At 73.2% G+C, this 20,975-nt stretch carries 22 protein-coding genes; 12 read left to right on the top strand and 10 right to left on the bottom strand.

Going from position 1 to position 20,975, the window contains the following annotated elements:
• Nucleotides 1-11: 11 nt before the first annotated feature.
• From ACQUSR_RS03920 to ACQUSR_RS03935, 4 genes are all read right to left on the bottom strand, one after another.
• Nucleotides 12-806, bottom strand: coding sequence for an alpha/beta fold hydrolase (locus ACQUSR_RS03920; protein WP_431041120.1), 795 nt, complete (start codon nt 804-806; stop codon nt 12-14).
• A gap of 48 nt (nt 807-854) precedes the next feature.
• Entirely contained in the window at nt 855-1,991 is a 1,137-nt protein-coding gene (locus ACQUSR_RS03925; protein WP_431041121.1) for a saccharopine dehydrogenase family protein, read from the bottom strand.
• A complete protein-coding gene (locus ACQUSR_RS03930) occupies nt 1,991-2,923 on the bottom strand; it encodes an enoyl-CoA hydratase/isomerase family protein (RefSeq protein ID WP_431041122.1) in 933 nt (310 codons plus the stop codon). The genes ACQUSR_RS03925 and ACQUSR_RS03930 overlap by 1 nt, the downstream gene beginning before the upstream one ends.
• Before the next feature lie 126 nt (nt 2,924-3,049).
• Nucleotides 3,050-3,733 carry a YczE/YyaS/YitT family protein gene (locus ACQUSR_RS03935; protein ID WP_431041123.1) on the bottom strand — a complete coding sequence of 228 codons (684 nt, stop codon included), beginning with the start codon at nt 3,731-3,733 and terminating at the stop codon, nt 3,050-3,052.
• A 103-nt stretch (nt 3,734-3,836) separates the two neighbouring features.
• Between ACQUSR_RS03935 and ACQUSR_RS03940 the strand changes: the two genes are divergently transcribed.
• On the top strand, nt 3,837-5,297 hold the full coding sequence (locus tag ACQUSR_RS03940; protein WP_431041124.1) for a PLP-dependent aminotransferase family protein: 1,461 nt from the start codon (nt 3,837-3,839) through the stop codon (nt 5,295-5,297).
• Nucleotides 5,298-5,340: 43 nt separating this feature from the next.
• On the opposite strand, the gene ACQUSR_RS03945 is transcribed toward ACQUSR_RS03940, so the two are convergent.
• Nucleotides 5,341-6,618, bottom strand: a complete 1,278-nt coding sequence (locus tag ACQUSR_RS03945) for an APC family permease (RefSeq protein ID WP_431041125.1) — start codon at nt 6,616-6,618, stop codon at nt 5,341-5,343.
• On the bottom strand, nt 6,615-6,743 hold the full coding sequence (locus tag ACQUSR_RS03950) for a hypothetical protein (RefSeq protein ID WP_431041126.1): 129 nt from the start codon (nt 6,741-6,743) through the stop codon (nt 6,615-6,617). The genes ACQUSR_RS03945 and ACQUSR_RS03950 overlap by 4 nt, the downstream gene beginning before the upstream one ends.
• A gap of 76 nt (nt 6,744-6,819) precedes the next feature.
• Here ACQUSR_RS03950 and ACQUSR_RS03955 point away from each other — a divergent pair, with 76 nt between their 5' ends.
• Nucleotides 6,820-7,233 carry an arsenate reductase ArsC gene (locus ACQUSR_RS03955; protein WP_431041127.1) on the top strand — a complete coding sequence of 138 codons (414 nt, stop codon included), beginning with the start codon at nt 6,820-6,822 and terminating at the stop codon, nt 7,231-7,233.
• A gap of 15 nt (nt 7,234-7,248) precedes the next feature.
• Here the strand turns inward: ACQUSR_RS03955 and arsM are convergent, their stop codons facing one another.
• The gene (gene arsM / locus ACQUSR_RS03960; RefSeq protein WP_431041128.1) at nt 7,249-8,034 is read right to left on the bottom strand and encodes an arsenite methyltransferase; all 786 of its coding nucleotides are present in this window, start codon (nt 8,032-8,034) and stop codon (nt 7,249-7,251) included.
• Between the two features lie 278 nt (nt 8,035-8,312).
• On the opposite strand from arsM, the gene ACQUSR_RS03965 reads away from it, so the two are divergent.
• Nucleotides 8,313-8,948: a TetR/AcrR family transcriptional regulator gene (locus ACQUSR_RS03965; protein WP_431041129.1), complete on the top strand. Its 636-nt coding sequence runs from the start codon at nt 8,313-8,315 to the stop codon at nt 8,946-8,948.
• 71 nt (nt 8,949-9,019) lie between these two features.
• On the opposite strand, the gene ACQUSR_RS03970 is transcribed toward ACQUSR_RS03965, so the two are convergent.
• On the bottom strand, nt 9,020-9,388 hold the full coding sequence (locus tag ACQUSR_RS03970; RefSeq protein ID WP_431041130.1) for an ArsR/SmtB family transcription factor: 369 nt from the start codon (nt 9,386-9,388) through the stop codon (nt 9,020-9,022).
• Nucleotides 9,389-9,529: 141 nt separating this feature from the next.
• Here ACQUSR_RS03970 and ACQUSR_RS03975 point away from each other — a divergent pair, with 141 nt between their 5' ends.
• From ACQUSR_RS03975 to ACQUSR_RS04005, 7 genes are all read left to right on the top strand, one after another.
• Nucleotides 9,530-10,621, top strand: coding sequence for an NADH:flavin oxidoreductase/NADH oxidase (locus ACQUSR_RS03975; RefSeq protein WP_431041131.1), 1,092 nt, complete (start codon nt 9,530-9,532; stop codon nt 10,619-10,621).
• A gap of 145 nt (nt 10,622-10,766) precedes the next feature.
• On the top strand, nt 10,767-11,855 hold the full coding sequence (locus ACQUSR_RS03980; RefSeq protein ID WP_431041132.1) for a WD40/YVTN/BNR-like repeat-containing protein: 1,089 nt from the start codon (nt 10,767-10,769) through the stop codon (nt 11,853-11,855).
• Nucleotides 11,856-12,016: 161 nt separating this feature from the next.
• Nucleotides 12,017-12,304 (top strand): hypothetical protein, encoded by a 288-nt coding sequence (locus ACQUSR_RS03985; protein ID WP_431041133.1) that lies wholly within the window; start codon nt 12,017-12,019, stop codon nt 12,302-12,304.
• A gap of 108 nt (nt 12,305-12,412) precedes the next feature.
• Complete coding sequence (locus tag ACQUSR_RS03990) at nt 12,413-13,090, top strand: uracil-DNA glycosylase (RefSeq protein ID WP_431041134.1); 678 nt, start codon at nt 12,413-12,415, stop codon at nt 13,088-13,090.
• A 38-nt stretch (nt 13,091-13,128) separates the two neighbouring features.
• Complete coding sequence (locus ACQUSR_RS03995) at nt 13,129-13,941, top strand: phospholipid scramblase-related protein (RefSeq protein WP_431041135.1); 813 nt, start codon at nt 13,129-13,131, stop codon at nt 13,939-13,941.
• 5 nt (nt 13,942-13,946) lie between these two features.
• Nucleotides 13,947-15,170, top strand: coding sequence for an N-acetylglucosamine kinase (locus ACQUSR_RS04000; RefSeq protein ID WP_431041136.1), 1,224 nt, complete (start codon nt 13,947-13,949; stop codon nt 15,168-15,170).
• A 184-nt stretch (nt 15,171-15,354) separates the two neighbouring features.
• Nucleotides 15,355-16,359: a sirohydrochlorin chelatase gene (locus tag ACQUSR_RS04005; protein WP_431041137.1), complete on the top strand. Its 1,005-nt coding sequence runs from the start codon at nt 15,355-15,357 to the stop codon at nt 16,357-16,359.
• Nucleotides 16,360-16,577: 218 nt separating this feature from the next.
• Here the strand turns inward: ACQUSR_RS04005 and ACQUSR_RS04010 are convergent, their stop codons facing one another.
• Entirely contained in the window at nt 16,578-18,059 is a 1,482-nt protein-coding gene (locus ACQUSR_RS04010) for an FUSC family protein (RefSeq protein ID WP_431047359.1), read from the bottom strand.
• A gap of 236 nt (nt 18,060-18,295) precedes the next feature.
• On the opposite strand from ACQUSR_RS04010, the gene ACQUSR_RS04015 reads away from it, so the two are divergent.
• Together ACQUSR_RS04015 and ACQUSR_RS04020 are read left to right on the top strand one after the other, a co-directional pair.
• Nucleotides 18,296-18,808, top strand: coding sequence for an Lrp/AsnC family transcriptional regulator (locus ACQUSR_RS04015; RefSeq protein WP_431041138.1), 513 nt, complete (start codon nt 18,296-18,298; stop codon nt 18,806-18,808).
• Nucleotides 18,809-18,966: 158 nt separating this feature from the next.
• Nucleotides 18,967-19,905 (top strand): D-alanyl-D-alanine carboxypeptidase family protein, encoded by a 939-nt coding sequence (locus tag ACQUSR_RS04020; protein ID WP_431041139.1) that lies wholly within the window; start codon nt 18,967-18,969, stop codon nt 19,903-19,905.
• Nucleotides 19,906-19,992: 87 nt separating this feature from the next.
• On the opposite strand, the gene ACQUSR_RS04025 is transcribed toward ACQUSR_RS04020, so the two are convergent.
• Entirely contained in the window at nt 19,993-20,958 is a 966-nt protein-coding gene (locus tag ACQUSR_RS04025) for an ArsR family transcriptional regulator (RefSeq protein ID WP_431047361.1), read from the bottom strand.
• Between the last annotated feature and the right edge of the window lie 17 nt (nt 20,959-20,975).

Here is a 20,975-nt window from a genome sequence, read left to right on the forward strand (position 1 = left end):
ACGAGCGGCGGTCACCGCACGCCGTCGCACAGCTCGAGGACCAGCCTGGCGACCGTGTCCGGCTCACGCAGCGACGGAACGTGGTCGCTCCCCGGCAGCCTCACCAGTCGGCAGCCGGGGATGCGCGCGGCCATCTCCTCGTTGCAGCGGACCACCTCGGCCTGATCCCGCTCCCCCAGGGCCAGCACGCAGGGCGCGGCCAGCTCGCCGAGCCGGTCGAAGGCGGGTGCGTCCGGCACCTGGTACGGGTGGTTGGCGAACCATGCCGGGATCGCCGCTCGCAGCTGGGCTTCGGCCTCGGCGTTGGCGTCGGTATCGGCATCGACACCGACTCCGGCCGCCGCCCAGGTGCGCAGCGCCAGGGCCACCAGGCCGTCCATGTCACCCGCCTTCGCGAGCCTCTCGATCTCGGCCATCATTTCCGGTGAGGCCAGCCCGGCATCGCCGGTGACACCCGGGCAGAACAAGGCGAGTGCGGCGACCCTCGCGGGGTCGTCGAGGGCGAGGCTGATCGCCGTGGCACCGCCCATGCTGGAGCCGACCAGGGCCACCCGGCTCAGTTCGAAGTGGTCGAGGACCGCGACCAGGTCCTCGACCAACGAGTACCGCGAGGTGGGCTGGGGGGACCGCCCGTAGCCCCGGGCGTCGTACCGTATGACCCGGTGCCGCCGCACGAGGTGCGGCATGACCTTGTCCCAGATGCGGGAGTCTCCGACTCCCGGGTGCAGCAGGACCAGCGGCAGGCCGTCCCCTCCCGAGTCGTCCGCCCATACCTCACCGTCGTTGACCGCCACAGAGAGCTCCATGGCGCCAGTCTCCTCGTGGCGCCGCCCGGTTGACCAGGCGTCGGCCGGTCACGTCCCCGGCGGCCGCCGACCGCTCAGGGACGTGTCCTCCGCACACGTGAGGCCGGCCTTCGTGACGCCCGAGTGGAACGCGTCGAATCCGAACGCGGACAGCGGGGTGAGCGCGCCGACTCCGTCCACGCCGTGTTGCGACGCGGTCATCGCGCCCCAGGCGAGGAAGTTGCCGGTGAACGTGTACCCGTTGACGCCGTGCAGCGTGGTGCGCGCGAGCCGGTCCCCTTCGGGAGAGAACGCTTCGGCCACCACCGTCGTGCCGTTCCGTTCGCGTGCCGTGGGGCCCGGACCGCCGATGGAGCCGGTCGCCGCCTGCCGGTCGAGGATTGCCGTGAGCCCGGCTTTGACCGGCCGGATCCGCGCGGCCGCCGCGATGCCGACCGACAGGACGGGCATCGCGCGGGACAGCGACCCGAAGGAGCCGAGGATGACGTCGATGTCGCGCAGCGTCGGGTGCGCCGCCGGCAGCCCGTAGTGCTCCGTACCGCCGACGCTGGCCCCGTAGCGCGGCGTGGAGCAGCCGATGTCGAAGGCTCGCATCCGCACGCCCGTACGCTCCGGCCGCAGCCGCCCGCCGCGGAAGCCGAAGGAGGGCTCGAGCATGAAGCCCTTCAGGCTCGCCCGCGTGCCGCGGCTCTTCCCGCCGCCGTGGGGGAAGTAGCCGATGTCCACGCGCACGGCGTCCGGCCCGGCCTCGCGCAGGGCCAGGGTTCCGGCGAGATGGCCGGGCACCCATTCGAATCCGAAGGCGGTGAGCAGGCCGCATCCGGCGGCGGCCGCCTTCGGCCCGTAGTGCTCGAACACGCGGCGGATGAAGCGCTGCTCCGCGGACGAGTCGAAGTAGGTCGCCCCGGCCGCGATCGCCGCCTCGACCGCGGGGTCGCCCCAGGAGTCGAACGGGCCCACCGTGGAGACCAGCACGTCGCCGCGGTCCACGAGCTCGCGTACCGTCCGCGGGCGGTCCACCTCGGCGACGGCGGTGTCCAGGCCGCCGAGCTCGGTGGCGAGCCGCTCCAGGCGCCGGGCGGAGCGGCCGGCGAGTACGGGGCGGGCTCCCTGGGCGACGAGGGCGCGGGCGACGAGTTCCCCGGTGTAGCCCGTGGCCCCGAAGACCACGATCCGGCCGGCCATCACGCGAACCTTCCGCGCTCGAGCACCTCGTCGACGACGCGGGGATCGGACGCCGGGAGATCGCCCAGCTCCTCCGTCGCCGCCGCGTAGGCCTTCATCGCCGTGATCGCCTCCGGCGTGGTGATCGCGCTCAGGAACTCCGCCGCCTCCAGGCGCAGACCGTCCACGAGCGGCAGTGAGCCGCCGACGTTGACGGCGCGTTTGATCGCGCCGATCGCCGCCTTCGGGCGCCGTCCGAGGCGGGAGGCCACCTCGACCGCTCGTTCGACCAACCGCTCCGGGTCGACGACCTCGTCGACCAGCCCGATGTCCAGCGCCTCCTTGGGGGTGAGGGGCCCGCCGTCCAGACACATGCGCAAGGCGGCGCCTCGGCCCAGCAGCCGCGTGAGCCGCTGGGTCCCCCCGCCGCCCGGCGGGAAGCCCAGGAAGACCTCGGGCTGGGCGATGCAGTGGTCGCCGTCGGCCATGAGCCGCATGTCGCAGGCCAGGGCGAGCTCACAACCACCGCCGCCCACATGGCCGTTGAGAGCCGCGATCCACACGGCCGCGCAGCGTTCGATCCCCAGACTGACCTGGCGCATGCGCTCCATGACCGCCAGCCCGGCGGCCGGGCTACGGCGCAGCGCCTCCTGGGAACCAGGAACGCGCAGGGCCGCGCCGACGGCCTTCAGGGCGGCGTGCGCCGTCTTGGGGCTCATCGGTGGGGAGGACTCGGCGTTCGCGAGGACGAGGCTGACGTCGAAGTGCGCGACGAAGCGCTCCGGATGCGCGCCGGTGAGGACGACCGCCCCGACGCCGGAATCCTCGTCCGCGCGTCGGGCCAGCGCCGCCAGCTCCATGTGGATCGCCGCGTCCAGCAACGCGTGGGGCGGGTTGGCGATGGTCGCCACCAGGACGTTTCCCCGCTCCTCCACGGTGAGCGTGCCGCTCATCGCTGTGCCTCCATACGATCGAACCTCCGTTTGAGCCCCCCTGGGTCCTTGGCCGTCGCCCTTTCGCTGCAAGCTACAACTGGGCCCACCCGACGGACGGCAGGCAGGCCGAGCCCGGGGTGTCGGTCACCGTTCCGCCGGACTCGGCTCCTCGGACGGCGCCGTGTCGCCGACGCGTTCGGCGGCGCGTTCGGCGGCGCCGGTGTAGGCGAACCGCGGCATGAAGAACTGGGCGGTCGGGCCGATCGTGAGGGCGTACAGCACGGTGCCGGCGCCCACGCTGCCACCGAGCAGCCAGCCCACGGCGAGCACGGTGACCTCGATCGAGGTACGGACGAGCCGGATGGAACGCCCGGTCGCGGCGGACGCGCCGGTCATCAGCCCGTCCCGGGGTCCGGGGCCCAAGCGCGCCCCGACGTAGACGGCGATGGACAGCCCGTTGAGCAGGACACCTGCGGCGAGCAGGCCCATCCGGGCGGGGAGCCCGAGGTGCTCGGGGACGAGCCAGAGACCGAGGTCGGACGAGCACGCCACGATGACGACGTTGGCTACGGTGCCGAACGTCGGCCGCTGTTTGAGGGGGATCCACAGCAGCAGCACGAGAGCACCAACGAGGGCGCTGATCGTGCCGAAGCTCAGGACGGTGTGGTGCTCCAGACCCTCGTTCAGGACGCTCCAGGGGCTGATGCCCAGCGAGGACCGGACCATGAGCGAGATGCTGAATCCGTACAGGCCGAGGCCTATGAACAACTGGGGCAGGCGTCGCAGCGGACGCTCGCCCAGGGGGATGTAGGTGACTTCCTGCTTCATACCGCTCGCTCCACAAGGTGCTTGTCTGCCTTCAAGACCAATGGGGCGATTCTGTAGAGTGATTGGCCCAGAGAACATGGCCAATCTCAGGAGAATGGTTGGTATGGAGGGGATGGAACGCGGTGACCGGGCGCTGGGCAGCCGGCAGCTCGCCGCCATGCTGCCCGACCCGGCCGCGGCGCGGCCCGCCTATCGGCACCTGGCGCAGGCGATCAGCACGCTGATCCTGGACGGGCGGATCGCGTTGCACGTCAGACTCCCCGCCGAACGGGAACTGGCCGCCTCCCTGAACACCAGCAGGGCCACCATCACCGCCGTCTACGACCTGCTGCGCGAACGCGGCTACGCGCGCAGCCGCCAGGGCTCCGGTACCTGGACGGAGCTGCCGGAAGGCCGCAGGCCCAACGGCATCACCCGGCTCCTCGGCCCCGAGGACACCGCGATCGACCTGGCCCGGGCCGCCCCCGGGCTGCCCGGGCAGACGCTCGTCGACGCCCTCACCCAGGTCACCCCGCGACTGGCCGAGCACGCGCACACTCCCGGCTACCACCCTTATGGGCTTCCGGAACTGCGCGCCGCCGTCGCCGAGCGATTCACCCGGCGGGGACTGGCCACCGTGCCCGAGCAGATCCTGGTGACCTCCGGCGCTCAGCACGCGCTCACGCTGGTCCTGGGGCTGCTGTGCCGGCCCGGCGACCGCGCCATGGTGGAGAACCCGTCGTACCCGAACGCTCTGGACGCCATGCGCCGCGCCCGACTGCGCGCCGTTTCGGTCCCCGTGACCGACACCGGTTGGGACATCGAGATCGTCGAATCGACCTTGCGTCAGGTGGTGCCCCGCCTGGCCTATCTGATCCCCGACTTCCACAACCCGACCGGTGCGCTCATGCCCGATGAGGAGCGCGCCCGCCTCCTGCGCGCCGCTCAGTGCTCCGGCACCTGGCTGGTCATCGACGAGACCCTGGCCGACCTCGCCCTCGACGTTCCGGCGCCGCCGCCCTTCGCCTGCCACGCCGCGCCCGGTGGCACCGGCCAGGTCATCACCGTCGGCTCGATGAGCAAGACCCACTGGGCGGGGCTGCGCATCGGCTGGCTGCGCGCCCCGGCGCGGCTCGTCACCGAACTCGCGGGCCAGCGGGTGGCCACCGACATGGGCGGCTCGGTCCTGGACCAGCTCCTGGCCCTGGCCCTGCTGGCCCGGACGGGGGAGCTGCTGCCGCCCCGCCTGGAGCAGCTGCGCGGGCAACGCGCCGCCCTGGCCGCCGCCCTGGCCGAACACCTCCCCCAGTGGAGCTGGCGGCTGCCGCCCGGCGGTCTGTCGCTCTGGGTCGATCTGGGCGAGCCCATCGCCTCGACACTGGCCGAGCAGGCACTGGGCTACGGGGTGCGGATGGAGGGCGGCGCCTACTTCGCCACCGACCCGGGCATCTTCGAACAGCGCCTTCGCATCCCCTACACCACGCCTCCGGACACCCTGCGCGAGGCTGTGCGCCGCATGGCCACCGCCCTCGCGGACGGACCCTGGCCCTCGCCCGCCGGCCGGCGGGCGCACTGGGTCGCCTGAGAGCGGCTCCCCGTCGGGACGGGCGCGCTGAGCGCTCCGGCCCTCACCTCTCCCGCCGGGCGGTGATCGCGCGGCGGGCCCCGTACGCGGCGGCGCCGACGGCCAGCACCGCGGCACCGGAGACCACCGAGGAGACCGGCAGCGCGAAGGCCAGGACCAGGCATCCGGTCAGTCCGACCACGGGGATGATCCGCGGTGGCCGGCCCTCGGCCGGGGTGAGGGTCCAGGCGCTGGCGTTGGCGATGGCGTAGTAGGCCAGCACGCCGAAGGACGAGAAGCCGATCGCCCCGCGCACGTCCGCGCTTGCCGCGAGCACCGCCACGACCGCGCCGACCGCGAGTTCGGCCCGGTGGGGCACCTTGAAGCGCGGGTGGACGGCGGCCAGGGCGTGCGGCAGGTGGCGGTCGCGCGCCATGGCCAGGGTCGTACGGGAGACGCCGAGGATCAGGGCGAGGAGGGAGCCGAGCGCGGCGACGGCCGCGCCGGCGCGGACGACCGGTGCCAGCCAGTCCGCGCCCCCGGCCCGTACGGCGTCCGACAGCGGTGCGGCGGCCTCCGCCAGCCGCTGCGGCCCCAGCACCATGAGGACGGCGGTGGCGACGACGGCGTAGACGGCCAGGGTGATGCCGAGCGCGGTGGGGATGGCGCGGGGGATGGTGCGGGCCGGGTCGCGGACCTCCTCGCCGAGGGTGGCGACGCGCGCGTATCCGGCGAAGGCGAAGAACAGCAGACCCGCCGCCTGGAGGACGCCGCCGAAGGTGGCGTCGTCGCCGACGTCCAGCCGTACGGTGTCCGCATCGCCGGAGGTGAGCGCGGCGACCACCACGGCGGCGAGCACGGCCAGGACGACCGCGACGATGGCCCGCGTCAGCCAGGCGGACTTCTGCACCCCGGCGCAGTTCACCGCGGTGAGCACCACCACCGCGGCCACCGCGGTCGCGTGCGCCTGGCCGGGCCAGAGATACGAACCGGCGGTCAGCGCCATGGCCGCGCAGGAGGCGGTCTTGCCGACGACGAACGCCCAGCCGGCCAGGTAGCCCCAGAAGTCGCCGAGCCGTTCGCGGCCGTAGACGTAGGTGCCGCCGGAGGCCGGGTAGCGGGCGGCCAGCCGTGCCGAGGAGGTCGCGTTGCAGTACGCGACCACGGCCGCCACCGCCAGGCCGAGCAGCAGCCCCGACCCGGCCGCACGCGCCGCCGGGGCCAGCGCGGCGAAGATCCCGGCGCCGATCATCGCCCCCAGGCCGATCACCACCGCGTCGAACACCCCCAGCCGCCGCCGCAGTTCCTCCGGGGCGGCTCCGGCGGTCGATGGCTTGCTCATGGGCCCACTCCCTCGTCGGCGCGGTCGCGGAACGTCTTCCGCCACGAGAGGGAGACATACACCAGCGCCCCGGCCGGGAGTACCGGCCCGTCGGCAGCGGTGGCCTGCGTTGTCGTCCCGGTCACGGACAGGACCTCGGCATGCGCTGATAGTTTCACGTCACGCCGACCCCGCCATGAGACAGAGACGAGAGACCGCCTGATGCCCGACAAGCCCTCCGTGCTGTTCGTCTGCGTCCACAACGCCGGCCGCTCGCAGATGGCCGCCGCATGGCTGGCCCACCTGGCCGGGGACCGCGTCGAGGTCCGGTCCGCGGGCTCCGCCCCCGCGGACCAGGTCAACCCGGCCGCCATCGAGGCCATGCGCGAGGTCGGCATCGACATGTCGGCCGAGGTACCCAAGGTCCTCACCGTCGACGCGGTCAGGGCGTCGGACGTGTGCATCACCATGGGCTGCGGCGACGCCTGCCCGGTCTTCCCCGGCAAGCGCTACCTGGACTGGAAGCTGGACGACCCCGCCGGGCAGGGCGTGGCGGCCGTGCGCCCCATCCGCGACGAGATCAGGAGACTCGTCGCGGACCTGATCGAGGACATCGCCCCGAAGACGGCCGGGTGACGGCCCGGTGACGGCTTAGAGCCCCGTCGCCGCCGCGGGCTTGACGGCCCGGATGACGGCGGAGTGCATGCCGTCCGCCACGCGATGGGTCGGGGTGATCTCGACAGCGGTGAATCCCGCGGCCCGCAGGCCGGTGCGGTACTCGGCGAACGACAGCGCACCGGCGACGCAGCCGACGTAGTCGCCGCGTTCCGCGCGCTGATCCGGTGTGAGGTGGTCGTCGGCCACGATGTCGGAGACGCCGACGCGGCCGCCGGGGACCAGCACGCGGAACATCTCGGCGAAGACGGCGGGCTTGTCCGTGGACAGGTTGATCACGCAGTTGGAGATCACGACGTCGACGGTGTGCGCGGGCAGCGGCACGGACTCGATGGTGCCCTTGAGGAACTCGGCATTGGTGACGCCCGCCTTCTCGGCGTTGGTCAGGGCGAGCGCCAGCATCTCCTCGGTCATGTCCAGGCCGTACGCCTTGCCGGTGGGGCCGACGCGGCGGGCGGACAGCAGGACGTCGATGCCGCCTCCGGAGCCGAGGTCCAGGACCCGCTCACCGTCGTGGAGGTCCGCGACGGCCAGCGGGTTGCCGCAGCCGAGGGACGCCGCGACCGCCTCGGCGGGGAGCGAGTCCCGCTCCTCGGCCCCGTACAGCCCGGCGCCGAAGTTCTCGTCGACCTCCGCGGCCGCCCCCGGGCCGCAAGCCGCCCCGGAGCCGCAGCAGGCCGTACCCCCCTCGGCCACCTTGAGGGCCGCCGCCGCGTATCCGGCTCGGACGATCTCGCGCAGATCAGAGGCATGGTCGGTCATGACCGCTCCTTCCTTCATGTCCCCGCGGACACGACTCTCCTCCCTGCATCGACGTCTGTCAACATAGATATTCATCTAATTAGCTGGCCCGCTTCGGGGCTGGATCGCCGCCGGCGCCTCCAGCACGCCAGACGCACGAAGCCGCCGATTTCGGACGATCCCCCGTTTCGCCCGAAATCGACGGCAGCCACCGGAATCCGAACTGTTCGGCGGAGCACGGATGCCCGGCGGCCCCCTGAGTATATTGGCTACCAGCCAGTCAACGCAGGAGTTATCGCATGTCCCCGCGTAGCGCATCGGTCAACGAGGAACTGCGCCGACGCTCCAAGGCGCGACTGCTGGAGGCGACGGTCGAGCTGGTGGGCCAGCACGGCTACGAGGCCACGACGCTCGCCGGCATCGCCGACCGGGCCGGGACCGCCCGCGGCCTGGTCTCGTACTACTTCCCCAGCAAGCGCCAGCTCCTGCAGAGCGCGGTGCACCGCCTGATGCACATACGGCTGGCCGCCGCCCTGGACCGGGAGCCGCTGCCCACCGGACCGGACGCCGGCCGGGAGCGGCTGGCGCGCGCGATCGACGCGATCCTCGGGCTCGCCCGCGACCGGCCGCGCCTGATGCGCACCCACATGGCGGGGATCCTGACGGCGGAGGGCTTCGTCCAGTGCCCCGAGCAGCAGCGGCTCGCGGCCCTGCTGCGCCGCACGGTCTCCGAATACGGCTCGCGGGACCCGGACGAGGACTACGTCCTGCTGCGCGCGCTGCTGATGGGCGCGGTGGTGGCGATCCTGCTGCCGGGGGCGCCGATGCCGCCGGAACGGCTGCGCGCGGAACTCTTCCACCGGTACGGCCTGGACTGGACCCAGGGCGACCCGCCGGAGGGCGGACCGCCGGCCGGGCCGCACCACCAGCACTGACACCGGCATCGACAGGGGCACTGACACCGGCAACCGCACCGACCGAGGGTCAACGGCCGGGGATCAGAGGATCAATGGCCGAGCCGGTCGGACTGGCGGGCGGCGGCCAGCAGGACGGCGTCCAGCAGTCCGGGGAACAGCTCGTCCAGGTCCTCCCGGCGCAGGGCGTTCAGCTTGGCCGTACCCCGGTAGATCTGGCTGACCACACCGGACTCGCGCAGCACCCGGTAGTGGTGCGTGCAGGTCGACTTGCTCACGGGCAGCTCGATCTCCGAACATGCCAGCGCGTCGGCGCCGGCGTCGAGCGCCCGGACCACCCGCAGGCGCATGGGGTCGGACAGTGCGTGCAGCACGTCTTCCAAACGGATGGCCGCCCGCTCGGGGTGGTCCAGGGCGCGGCCCGCCGGGGACTCCGGTGTGCTGGATGTCTGCGTCGGCACGGCGGGGACCTCGCTCGCTCTCCGTAGGGATCTCCATCGGATCCCCCATCGTACGAGAACCATCGTAGTTTGACACTCGCCGTAGTACGAGGTTTATCGTACGAGCGGCATCCCGCCGGACGTGAGACATGGAGGCAGCCCGTGAGCGCCCTGTTCGAGCCCTGCACCCTGCGGTCCCTGACCATTGCCAACCGGATCTGGATGGCTCCCATGTGCCAGTACTCCGCGGAGCCCTGCGGGCCGGACGCGGGCGTCCCGAACGACTGGCACTTCTCCCACTACACCTCGCGCGCCAGCGGCGGCACCGGTCTGATCCTGACCGAGGCCACCGCCGTCAGCCCCGAGGGCCGGATCAGCCCGTTCGACCTGGGCATCTGGAACGACACCCAGGTCGAGGCGTTCCGCCGGATCACCGGCTTCCTCAAGGAGCACGGCACCACCCCCGGAATCCAGATCGGCCACGCGGGGCGGAAGGCGTCGACGGACCGGCCGTGGCGGGGCGGCGCGCCACTCGGGCCGGACCAGCACGGCTGGCAGCCGGTGGGGCCGAGCCCGGCGGCGTTCGACGAGCGCCACCCGGTGCCGGACGAGCTGACGGCCGCGCAGATCAAGGAGATCACCGGGCAGTTCGCGGACGCGGCACGGCGCGCGCTCGCGGCCGGTTTCGAGGTCGTCGAGATCCACGGCGCGCACGGCTATCTGATCGGCGAGTTCCTCTCGCCGCACAGCAACCACCGCACCGACGAGTACGGCGGGTCCTTCGAGAACCGCACGCGCTTCGCGCTGGAGGTGGTCGACGCGGTACGGGAGGTGTGGCCCGAGGAGTTGCCGCTGTTCTTCCGGATCTCCGCCACCGACTGGCTGGCGGAGAACGGCGCGGGCGAGAGCTGGACGGTGGACGACACCGTACGGCTGGCGCGCCTGCTGAAGGAGCACGGTGTGGATCTGCTGGACGTCTCCAGCGGCGGCAACGCGGCGAGCGTGCGGGTCCCGACCGGCCCCGGTTACCAGGTGCCGTTCGCCGCGCGGGTGAGGGCCGAGACCGGGCTGCCGGTCGCCGCCGTCGGGCTGATCACCGAACCGGAGCAGGCCGAGGGGATCCTCGCGGATGGCGAGGCGGACGCGGTGCTGCTGGGCCGGGAGCTGCTGCGCGACCCGTACTGGGCCCGGCGCGCGGCACGCGAGCTGGGCGCGGCGGTCGCGGTTCCGCCGCAGTACGGCCGGGCCGCCTGACGGGACCCTGCCCCGCGCCTGCCGCCGTCCCGGGCGGCAGGCGGCAGGCGGCAGGCCGTCGGCACGTCGCCGGCAAGCCGTTGTCAGTGCCGGGGTGCAGACTCTGTGGTGCCGGACACATCCTCAATCCCGGAGGTGACGCGCCATGGCGGACGTGCTGCTCGCGGTGGGCACGCGCAAGGGGCTGTTCCTGGGGCGCCGCGGCGGCGGGGCCGACTGGGCCTTCACCGGCCCGCACTTCCCCATGCAGGCGGTGTACTCCGTCGGCATCGACACCCGCCGCGCCCTGCCCCGGCTGCTGGCCGGGGCGGACAGCTCACACTGGGGGCCCTCGGTCTTCCGCTCCGACGACCTCGGAGCCACCTGGCAGGAACCGCCGAAGCCCGCGGTGAAGTTCCCGCGGGACACCGGCGCTTCGCTGGAGCGGGTCTGGCAGTTGCAGCCCGCCGGCCCCGCGGAGCCGGACGTCGTCTACGCGGGCACGCAGCCGGGCGCCCTGTTCCGCTCGGACGACGGCGGCGAGACCTTCGCCTTCGTACGGAGCCTGTGGGAGCACCCGCAACGCGAGCAGTGGGGGGAGGGGTTCGGCGGCCAGGCCGTGCACACCGTGGTGACCGACCCGCGGGAAACGGGGTCGGTGCTGGTCGCCGTCTCCGCCGGCGGGGTCTACCGCACCCGCGACGGCGGCGCGAGCTGGGAGCCGTCCAACGCGGGCCTCAAGGCGGAGTTCCTGCCCGATCCCTATCCGGAGTTCGGCCAGTGCGTGCACAAGATCGCCCCTGACCCGACCGACCCCGATCGGCTGTATCTGCAAAACCACGGCGGGGTGTACCGCAGCGACGACGCCGGGGCGAATTGGACGGAGATCGGCGCCGGGCTTCCCGCCGACTTCGGATTCGCCGTGGCCACCCACCCCCGGCGCGGCGGCGTCGCGTATGTCTTCCCCGTCAGTGACGGCAGTGACCGCTTTCCGCCGGACTACCGCTGCCGGGTTTTCCGCACCGAGGACGCCGGGTCCTCATGGTCCGCTCTCACCGCGGGGCTGCCCGCGGAGGACCACTACGGAGTGGTGTTGCGCGATGCGCTGCGCACCGACGACGCCGATCCCGCGGGGGTGTATTTCGGAAATCGCAATGGCGAGGTGTTCGCCAGCGCGGACGAGGGAGACAGCTGGCGACTGATCGCCTCGCACCTGCCTGACGTGCTGTGCGTCCGGGCCGCGGTAATCGGCTGAGACCGCTCCTGGCGAATCGAGGGAGCCTGCGCCGGGCGAGTCAAGTGGGACTGCTCCATGCGAACTAACCAAGGAATATCCGGGTGCGGGGCGGGGCATTCCTGTGCTTGCTTCCCACAACCTCACCCCTTCCAGCACTTCACCGCAAAGGAGAATTTCGCATGCGCAGAACTTTGGTCGCCGCCGCCGGAATCGCGGCATTCATGTTCGGTTTCGCGGCCCCCGCATCGGCCGCCGACGACCCCTGGGACGACCTCGGGAACTTCGGAGGCTCCGGAGGCTCGCAGGGCTCTGGTGGTTCCGGCGGTTCCGGTGGCTCGGGTGGCTCCGACAAGGACGACGACGGACTCTCGGGTCTCTTCGGAGGATTCTCGGTGGCCCCCAGCACATACTCGGTGACCCCCGGCGACGGCGGCCGCATCCGGATCGAGCAGACCTCGACGAGCTGATCACTTCCCCGCGGGACGATGCGCCCGCGGCCGCTCCTGCCCCGTACCGCCCGACCGCCCGCCGCACCGGTGAGGCCCTCACAGGCTGAGCCGATAGAGTGACGCATCGTGGCTGCACGAGCGTTGAACGAGATCGTAGAACCGGGCTGGGCCAAGGCGCTGGAGCCGGTCGCCGGGCGCATCGCCGCGATGGGCGACTTCCTGCGGGCCGAGATCGCCGCGGGCCGTACCTACCTCCCCGCGGGGGCGAATGTGCTGCGCGCCTTCCAGCAGCCCTTCGACGAGGTGCGGGTGCTGATCGTCGGACAGGACCCGTACCCCACCCCCGGCCACGCGGTCGGGCTGAGCTTCTCGGTGGCCCCGGAGGTGCGGCCGCTGCCCGGAAGTCTGGAGAACATCTTCCGCGAGATGTACGACGACCTCGGGCACCCGCGCCCCTCCAACGGGGACCTCACGCCGTGGTCCCAGCAGGGGGTGCTGCTGCTCAACAGGGCGCTCACCACCGCCCCGCGCCGCCCCGCCGCGCACCGCGGCAAGGGCTGGGAGGAGGTCACCGAGCAGGCCATCCGGGCGCTGGCCGCGCGAGGCCGCCCGCTGGTCTCGATCCTGTGGGGCCGGGACGCGCGCAACGTACGGCCCCTGCTGGGCGGGCTGCCGTGCGTGGAGTCCGCCCACCCCTCCCCCATGTCCGCCGACCGCGGTTTCTTCGGCTCCCGGCCGTTCAGCCGCGCCAACGACCTGCTGGTCCAGCAGGGTGCGCAGCCCGTGGAGTGGCGTCTTCCCTGACCGGGCGGGTGACAGCGGGCGGAGGTAGGGTGCCCGCCATGACGACGCAACCGAACACCCCTTCGGGTTGGTACGCCGACCCGCAGGGCACGCCGAACCTGCTGCGCTGGTGGGACGGCACCCAATGGACCGAGCACACCCACCCCGGGCAGCCCGGCCAGGTCCCGCAGCAGCCCGCGCCCGCGGACCCGGTCAAGATCCAGCACCAGGTCCATCAGCAGGCAGGGGTCGCCCCGGCGGGGGTCGGGGGAGGCACGCTGTTCAGCGAGCCGGTCCTGGTGGTGAACCAGAAGGCCAAGCTGATCGAGCTCACCAACGAGTACAGCGTCTTCGACCAGCACGGCCGGACCATCGGTTCGGTGGTGCAGGTCGGGCAGAGCACGCTGAAGAAGGTCGCGCGCTTCGTCTCCAGCCTCGACCAGTTCATGACCCACCGCCTGGAGATCCGGGACGCGAACGGGCAGCCACACCTGGTGCTCACGCGCCCGGCCAAGTTCATGAAGTCCCGGGTCATCGTGGCGCGCCCGGACGGGCAGCCGGTCGGCGAGATCGTCCAGCAGAACGTCATCGGCAAGATCAACTTCTCGATCGAGGCCAACGGGCAGCGCGTCGGTGCGATCAAGGCGGAGAACTGGCGCGCCTGGAACTTCGCCATCGTCGACCACACCGAGACGGAGATCGCCCGGATCACCAAGACGTGGGAGGGCCTGGCGAAGACCATGTTCACCACAGCGGACAACTACGTCCTGCAGATCCACCGGCCGCTTCCGGACCCGCTGCTGAGCCTGGTCGTGGCGACCGCGCTGACGGTCGACACCGCGCTCAAGCAGGACGCCCGCGGATTCGGCTGAGCCCGATGGGCGCACGACGGCACCCGGAGCACCCCGGCCACGTGCTCGGCATCGACTCCGGCGGCTCGGGCGTACGGGTCGCGGTGGCACCCGTCGACGGCCCCGGCCAGCCTCTGACGTGGTCCTCACCCACCCCGGCCGTGGTCGGCGCACGCGGCATCGACGCGCGGAGTCTGCTGGCGCAGGTGCTGCCAGCCGCCCATGACCTGCTGCGCGAGGCCGGAGCGGCGCGGCCGGCGGCCGCCTGTGTCGGGGCCGCGGGCATGGCCGCGCTCGGCGGCGATCTGCGGGCCGCGCTCCCGGACGCGCTGGCGCGGGAGCTCGGCGTACGGCGGCTCGCACTGGCCGCCGACGGGGTGATCGCGTACGCCGGAGCGCTCGGCCAGCGGCCCGGCGCGGTGATCGCCGCGGGCACCGGGCTCATCGCCCTGGGCACCGACCTGGTCACGGGCTGGCGGCGCGCCGACGGCTGGGGGCACCTGCTGGGCGACTGCGGCAGCGGCGCGTGGATCGGCCGGGCCGGTCTGGAGGCGGCGATGCGCGCCCACGACGGGCGGCGCGGCGGCTCGGCGGCACTGCTCGCGCGGGCGGAGGCGGCCTTCGGGCCGGCCGGAGAGCTGCCCGGCATCTTGTATCCGCGGGCCGACCGGCCCGCCGTACTGGCGTCGTTCGCGCCGGAGGTCGGCCGGTGCGCGGCCGAGGACCCGGTGGCGGCGCGGATCCTGCGGCAGGCGGCCCGGCATATCGCCGAGGCGGCGGAAGCGGTCTGCCCGCACGGCGGGGCGCCGGAAGGCGACGACCGGGGCGCCGCCGGTACGCGCGGCAGGGCGTGGGACGGGCGCCGTACGCGCGCGATCCCGGCGGATCCCGAGAGCATCGCGCATCCGACCGACCTGGCGGGGCATGCCGGTCCGGCGGGCGGGCGCGCCGCTGGCTCGGCCGCGGGCCGGGCGAGGACGGCGACCGCCGTGGCGGCCTCGGCGGGGCGTGCTCCCGAGCGGGCGGCCGGGCGCGGCGAGACGTACACGGTGGCACTCACCGGCGGGCTCTTCCGGATGGGCGAGCCGCTGCTGCGTCCCCTGCACGCCGAGCTGTCGGCGCGGCTGCCGCGGGCCCGGGTCGTCGAGTCCGTCGCGGACCCCCTGACCGGCGCGCTGCGCGTGGCGGCGGCACTCGCCACGGACCGGCTGCTGCTCCCTCAGGACGCGGCGCTGCTGCGCATCGCGTGAGGCGCGGGCACGCCCCGTGCGGCGCGGGCACGCGTGCGGCGCGGGCACGGGTCCCGTACGACGACCCGCCAAGGGCCCTTCCGGACCGGCGGCGTCAATATGGAAACCGGCATAGCCGGACGTATGACGCTACGTCGCACCCGCCTGCGCAGCACGGGCCTTCGAACGACTAACATGCGGCGCCATGAGCTCCCCCACAGGGCCCTCGTCCGGCCTGCCAGTACGAACACCGCGTCCCCGCCAGTCCGGACGGCACCGCCGACCGGAGCCCGCGGCAGCACCCGTCGGCGCACCTCCGCTGGTGCTGGCCGTCCCGGGCGCGCCCGAAGCCGCCGCGCGCGGCGTGGCGGAGGAGATCCTGAGCATCACCCGCTCCGAGCTGCCCGGCCTCGACGCCCGGCTGGCCTTCGCCGCGGCGGACGGCGAGGAGTTCCCGCAGCTGGAGGCCGTGCTCAAGCAGGCGGCCGAGGAGCGCGGGGACCGGGTGCGCCGGGCCGAGGAAGCGGCGCGTGCGGCCCGTGAGGAGTTGCTCGTCGTCGCCGAGGCGGAGGGTGTGGACCCGGCCGAGGTCCCGCTGGACGACTCCGGCGTGCGCGCCGCCGCCCAGGGTCCGGCCGCCGTCGTCGTCCCGCTGCTGGCGGGTCCGGAGTCCGGCCTGCTGCGGCGGATACGCGAAGCCGTGGTGAGCAGCGGTTCCGCCGCCGAGATCACCGATGTGCTGGGCCCGCACCCGCTGCTGGCCGAGGCGCTGCACGTGCGGCTGTCGGAGGCCGGGCTCGCCCGTGCCGACCGCGCCCGCCTGTTCACCGTGGCGACGGCCGCGGACGGCATCATCCTGGCGACGGTGGGCGGCCCCGAGGCCGTGCAGGCCGCCGGGATCACCGGCATGCTGCTCTCCGCGCGCCTCGCGGTGCCGGTGATGGCCGCGGCGTTGGACGAGCAGGGTTCCGTGGTCCGGGTGGCCGAGCAGTTGCGGGGCTCCGGCTCCGGGCAGCTCGCCCTGGCCCCGTATCTCATCGGCCCCGAGGTGGCCGGCGGCGTGCCCGCCGAGGCCGCCCGGGAGGCCGGCTGCGCGACGGCGGAGCCGCTCGGGGCCTATCCGGCCGTGGGCAAGCTGGTGCTGTCGATGTACGCGGCGGCTCTGGGCATCACGCTGCGGTCGGGGGCACAGGGCGCGCCGCTGCGCTGAGCACCGTCCGCTCCCCGTACGGCCCGACCCTCTCGTACGGCACGAGCCACCGCACGAGCCGCACCACCCGCTGTACGACCTGTACGAGCCGCTGTGCGAGCCGTACGCGCTCGCTCAGCGCACCTTGCACGGAATGGGGCCCTCCGCGTCGCGGAGGGCCCCATTCGGCGTTCTGAGGCCCGAGGCGGGGCCAGGCCGGGAGCCGCCCCGGCCCTCGGCTACCTGGCCGCGCCCAGCGGCGCGGCCAGGCCGGTCAGTGCCGTCTCCAGCCCGTGCAGATGGGCCAGCGCCCGCTCCGCCCCCGGGTGGTGGTGCGCGTCGGCCGTGAGGGCGGCGGACGCGGGCGACGGTTCGCAGCCGGGCGAGGTCAGCCGGTGGACCGCCGCCTCCACCCGCTGGCAGGCCGCGGTCAGCCGCGCGTCGTGGGAGGCGTCGGGGTCGGCGGCCGTCTCGGCGAGCCCGCGCACCTGCCGGGCGCAGTCGTCGAGGAGCACCATGACGGCGCGGGCCCGGTCCTTGCGGGCGCGCAGCGGGCTGAGCGGGTGCAGCAGCGGGGCGAGGGAGAGCCGCACCCGGGCCAGCAGGAGTTCCAGTTCGGCGACGTCGGGAGCGGGGTCGGCGGTCGCGTCGCCCGCGAGCCGCCGCGCGGCCGCCGCGGTGCAGCGCCGTACGCAGTTCAGGGCGCGCTGGATCCACGCGTCGGTCGCGGCGTGGGTGGTGATCGGCAGGACGGTCGCGACGGCCAGTGCCGCGCCGAGCGCGCCGACGGCGGTCTGCCCGAAGCGCAGCGCCAGCAGCCCCGGGTGCAGCACGCCCAGCAGCCCGTACAGCAGGGCGGCCATCACGGTGACGAAGAACATCATCCAGCTGTACGACGGGGCCGCGGTGTAGAAGATCCCGAACACGCAGACGGCGATCAGCGCGACGGTGGGCGCGGGCGCGCCGTGCAGCGGTACGGCGACCACCAGCCCGGCCGCGATGCCGCAGACCGTGCCGACGATCCGGCGGAACCCGCGCACGAGCGTCTCCCCGCGCGAGGCGGTGTTGACGAAGATCCACCAGGCGGCGCCGACGGCCCAGTACCAGCGCTCGCCGGAGAGCGCCTGCCCGATGGCGAGGGCGAACGCGCAGGCAGCGGTGGCCTGGAACGCCTGCCGGGTCGCCGGGTGCGCCAGGCGGCGCCCGGTCGGCGGGGCGGGGGCGGCGGGCGGCGGGTTGCGGCGCTCGACGCACCAGGCGCCGAACCTGACGCCCGCCACCGCCAGCAGGGCGACGGCCACGGCCGCGTACAGCTGGGGCAGCTGGCCGGGGACCGCGTGGAGGAACTGGGTGGCGAAGAACATCATGAACGCGAAGATGCCCAGCGCGTTGCCGCGCGGACCCCAGCGGCGGGCCGCGACCCCGCAGAAGACCACGGCGAGGAAGGCGGCGTCCCGCAGCAGCGGCAGCTCGTGCAGCGCGGTGGCCACCGCGAGCACGGGGAACCCGACCAGTGGCAGCAGCGCGGTGGTGGCGGCCTGGCGGCGTACGGTCGGGTCGGCGACGGTGAACAGCGCCAGCATCGCGGCGAGCCCCGCGGTGATCGAGGCGGCCAAGGACAGCCCGCACAGCACGGTGGCGGTCACCGCCAGGCCGACGCCGACGACGGCCCGCGCCGAGGTACGCAGCCGCAGCCGGCCCGGGTCCGGAGTCACGAACATCCGTTGCAGCACTGTCGCCGAACGCCCCCTGCTCACCTGAATCCTCTGATACGCGCTGTTTCCGACGTGGGAAAACTGTTTCCGGCATGGAAAAGGCGTTGCGAGGACTCCCCGCAACGCCATTGTTAACGGAAGGAAAGCATCCGCAGGGACGATGGCTCAACCGATGCAGCCGCAGGTGTGCCATTGGTACAGTCAGATGCGAGATGATCCGACCAGAGGGAGGCCGTTGGCCCATGTCGGCGGTGGACCCGGCGCCGGTGGACGCGCTCGACGCGAGGATCCTGCGTCTGCTGCTGGAGCAGCCCCGCACCAGCGTCCGGGAGTACGCCCGCATGCTGGGCATCGCCCGCGGCACCCTGCAAGCCAGGCTGGACCGGCTGGAGCGGGACGGCGTGATCACCGGCTCCGGCCCCTACCTCTCGCCCGCGGCCCTCGGCCATCCGGTGCTGGCGTTCGTCCACATCGAGGTCACGCAGGGGCATCTGGACGACGTCGGTGACGCCCTGGCCGCGGTGCCGGAGATCATCGAGGCGTTCTCGATCACCGGCGGGGGCGATCTGCTGACGCGGGTCGTGGCGCGGGACAACGAGCATCTGGAGGACGTGATCCAGCGGCTGATCCGGTTGCCGGGCGTGGTGCGCACCCGCACCGAGATGGCGCTGCGCGAGCGCGTGGCGTACCGCGTGCTGCCGCTCGTCGACGAGATCGGCCGCGCCGCCGCGGCCCGCGCCCGCCGCCCGCTCTGACCCGGCGACCCGCTCTGTGGACTCGCGGACCGGCCCCCGCATCCGCCCCTCGTACGCGCACTCCTGACGGTGGGCCACCGCCCCCGTGGAGATTTCGGATTTGACCGGATGAGACTATGCGCTCGCCCAATTCCATCCATTCGGAGAACGGAGCGCATATGGAACGAGCATGTGGGGGCAGGGCGATGCGCCGCTGGGGAGCGACGGTCATAGCCTCGACCGCGGCCCTGTCAGTGGTGCTGCCGACCGCCACCGCCGAAGCGGCGACCAGCAGCCCGTCCGGCGTCACGGCGAAGGGCGCGTACCTGCTGGACAGCGGGTCCGACAAGCAGCTGTGGGCCAAGGGCGCCGACACCAAGCGCCAGATGGCGAGCACCACCAAGATCATGACCGCGGTCGTGGTACTCGACACCAAGGGGGTGAACCTGAACAAGAAGGTCACCGTCAAGAAGGCGTACCGTGACTACGTCACCCGTCAGGGTGCCAGCACGGCCGATCTGAAGACCGGCGACAAGCTCACCGTGCGGCAGTTGCTGTACGCGCTGATGCTCCCGTCGGGCTGCGACGCCGCCTACGCGCTCGCGGACACCTTCGGCACCGGCGACACCATGGCCAAGCGCACCAAGTCGTTCGTCTCCAAGATGAACAGCAAGGCCAAGGCACTGGGGATGACGAAGACCCAGTTCGACTCCTTCGACGGCATCTCGTCGAGTAACCGCAACTTCAGCACGCCGCGGGACCTGGCGAAGCTGGCCCGGCACGCGATCGGCGACTCCACGTTCGGCACGGTCGTGAAGACGACGTTCACCAAGCAGAAGGCCCCGGCGGCCAACGGCAGGACCCGGATCTACTCCTGGGAGAACACCAACAAGCTGCTCGGGTCGTACCGGGGTGCCATCGGCATAAAGACCGGCACCGGCACCGCGGCCGGCAAGTGCCTGGTGTTCGCCGCGAAGCGCGGCGACCGCACGGTGGTGGGCGTCATCCTCAACGACACCAACCGCTACACGGACGCCAAGAAGATGCTCGACTGGTCGTTCCGCACCAAGTCCGCGGTGAAGTGGCGCGAGCTCTCGCCCGAGGCGCAGCAGGACTGACGTCCGGCCTGCCTCGGTTCAGGGCCCGAGACCACTGAGCGGACCCGACGCTCCGGCCGGACCGAGTCCGGCCGGAGCACCCTGCCGTCAGGGCCTGTCGCCCCGGCCGCCGCGCGCGGCGGCGAGGAGGGATTCGGCGACGGAGGTGCGGGCGTAGAGCACTGAGCGGCCTGCCCGGTGGGCGCTGACCAGGCCCGCGTCGCGCAGCGCGGTGAGGTACTGGGACGCCCCGGGCGGGGAGAGCCCCGTACGGCGGGCCAGTTCGGTGGTGGAGGCCGGGGTCTCCAGTTCGGTCAGCAGCAGGGTCCGCGAGCGGCCGAGTACGGCGGCGATGGCGCCGGTGCCGGCCAGCGGCCGGGGTTCCCACAGTGAGCCGACGCCGCGCGCCGGGTAGGCGAGTTGCGGCGGGTCCGGAAGCGTCACGCGGGTGAACGGGCCCGGTCCGGTGAAGGCCGAGGGAATCAGCAGCAGCCCCGCGCCCGCCGCCTTGCGGGGCAGAGGCCGCTGCCGGAGGGCCAGTCGCAGCGCGTTGTCGTCCCAGCTCACCGAGGGGTGCAGATCGTTGAAGAGGCGGCCCGTGCCCTGCTCGGCGACCTGCCGGGCCCGGTGGAGGACGTCGGCGTCGAGCACGGTCCGGATCCGCGCCCAGTAGGGGGCCAGCGCCAGCTCCCAGTACGTCTCGATCTCTTCCGCGACCCGCGCCAGGCGGGCCCGCGGCTCGGCGTACAGGGTCCGCAACCGGGGGCCGCGACGCCCCTGGTCGTCCCTCAGGCGGTCGAGGTCCTGGCGTACGCGGGCCACGGGAGCGGCCAGGATCCCGGCCAACTCCTCGGCGAGTGTGGGGGCCGGGCCGGCGGGTGCCGGGTTGAGGAAGTCGGGAACGTAGCCCGAGGGCGGGATGAGCTCGGCGAGCCACCCCCGGTCGAGCCCGGCGGCCGCCACCCGCGGCCGCACCTGCTCGGCCCAGGGCCGGTGCACGGGATGCGCGGCCCCGGAGCTCAGCAGCCGGAAGCTGGTCCCGACCTCCCACATCGGCGAGATGGCGAACCGCATCTGCGCCAGATCACTCG

Origin of the sequence: Streptomyces sp. P1-3, from assembly GCF_050613155.1 — a bacterium.
In the GTDB taxonomy this organism is placed as follows: Bacteria; Actinomycetota; Actinomycetes; order Streptomycetales; family Streptomycetaceae; genus Streptomyces.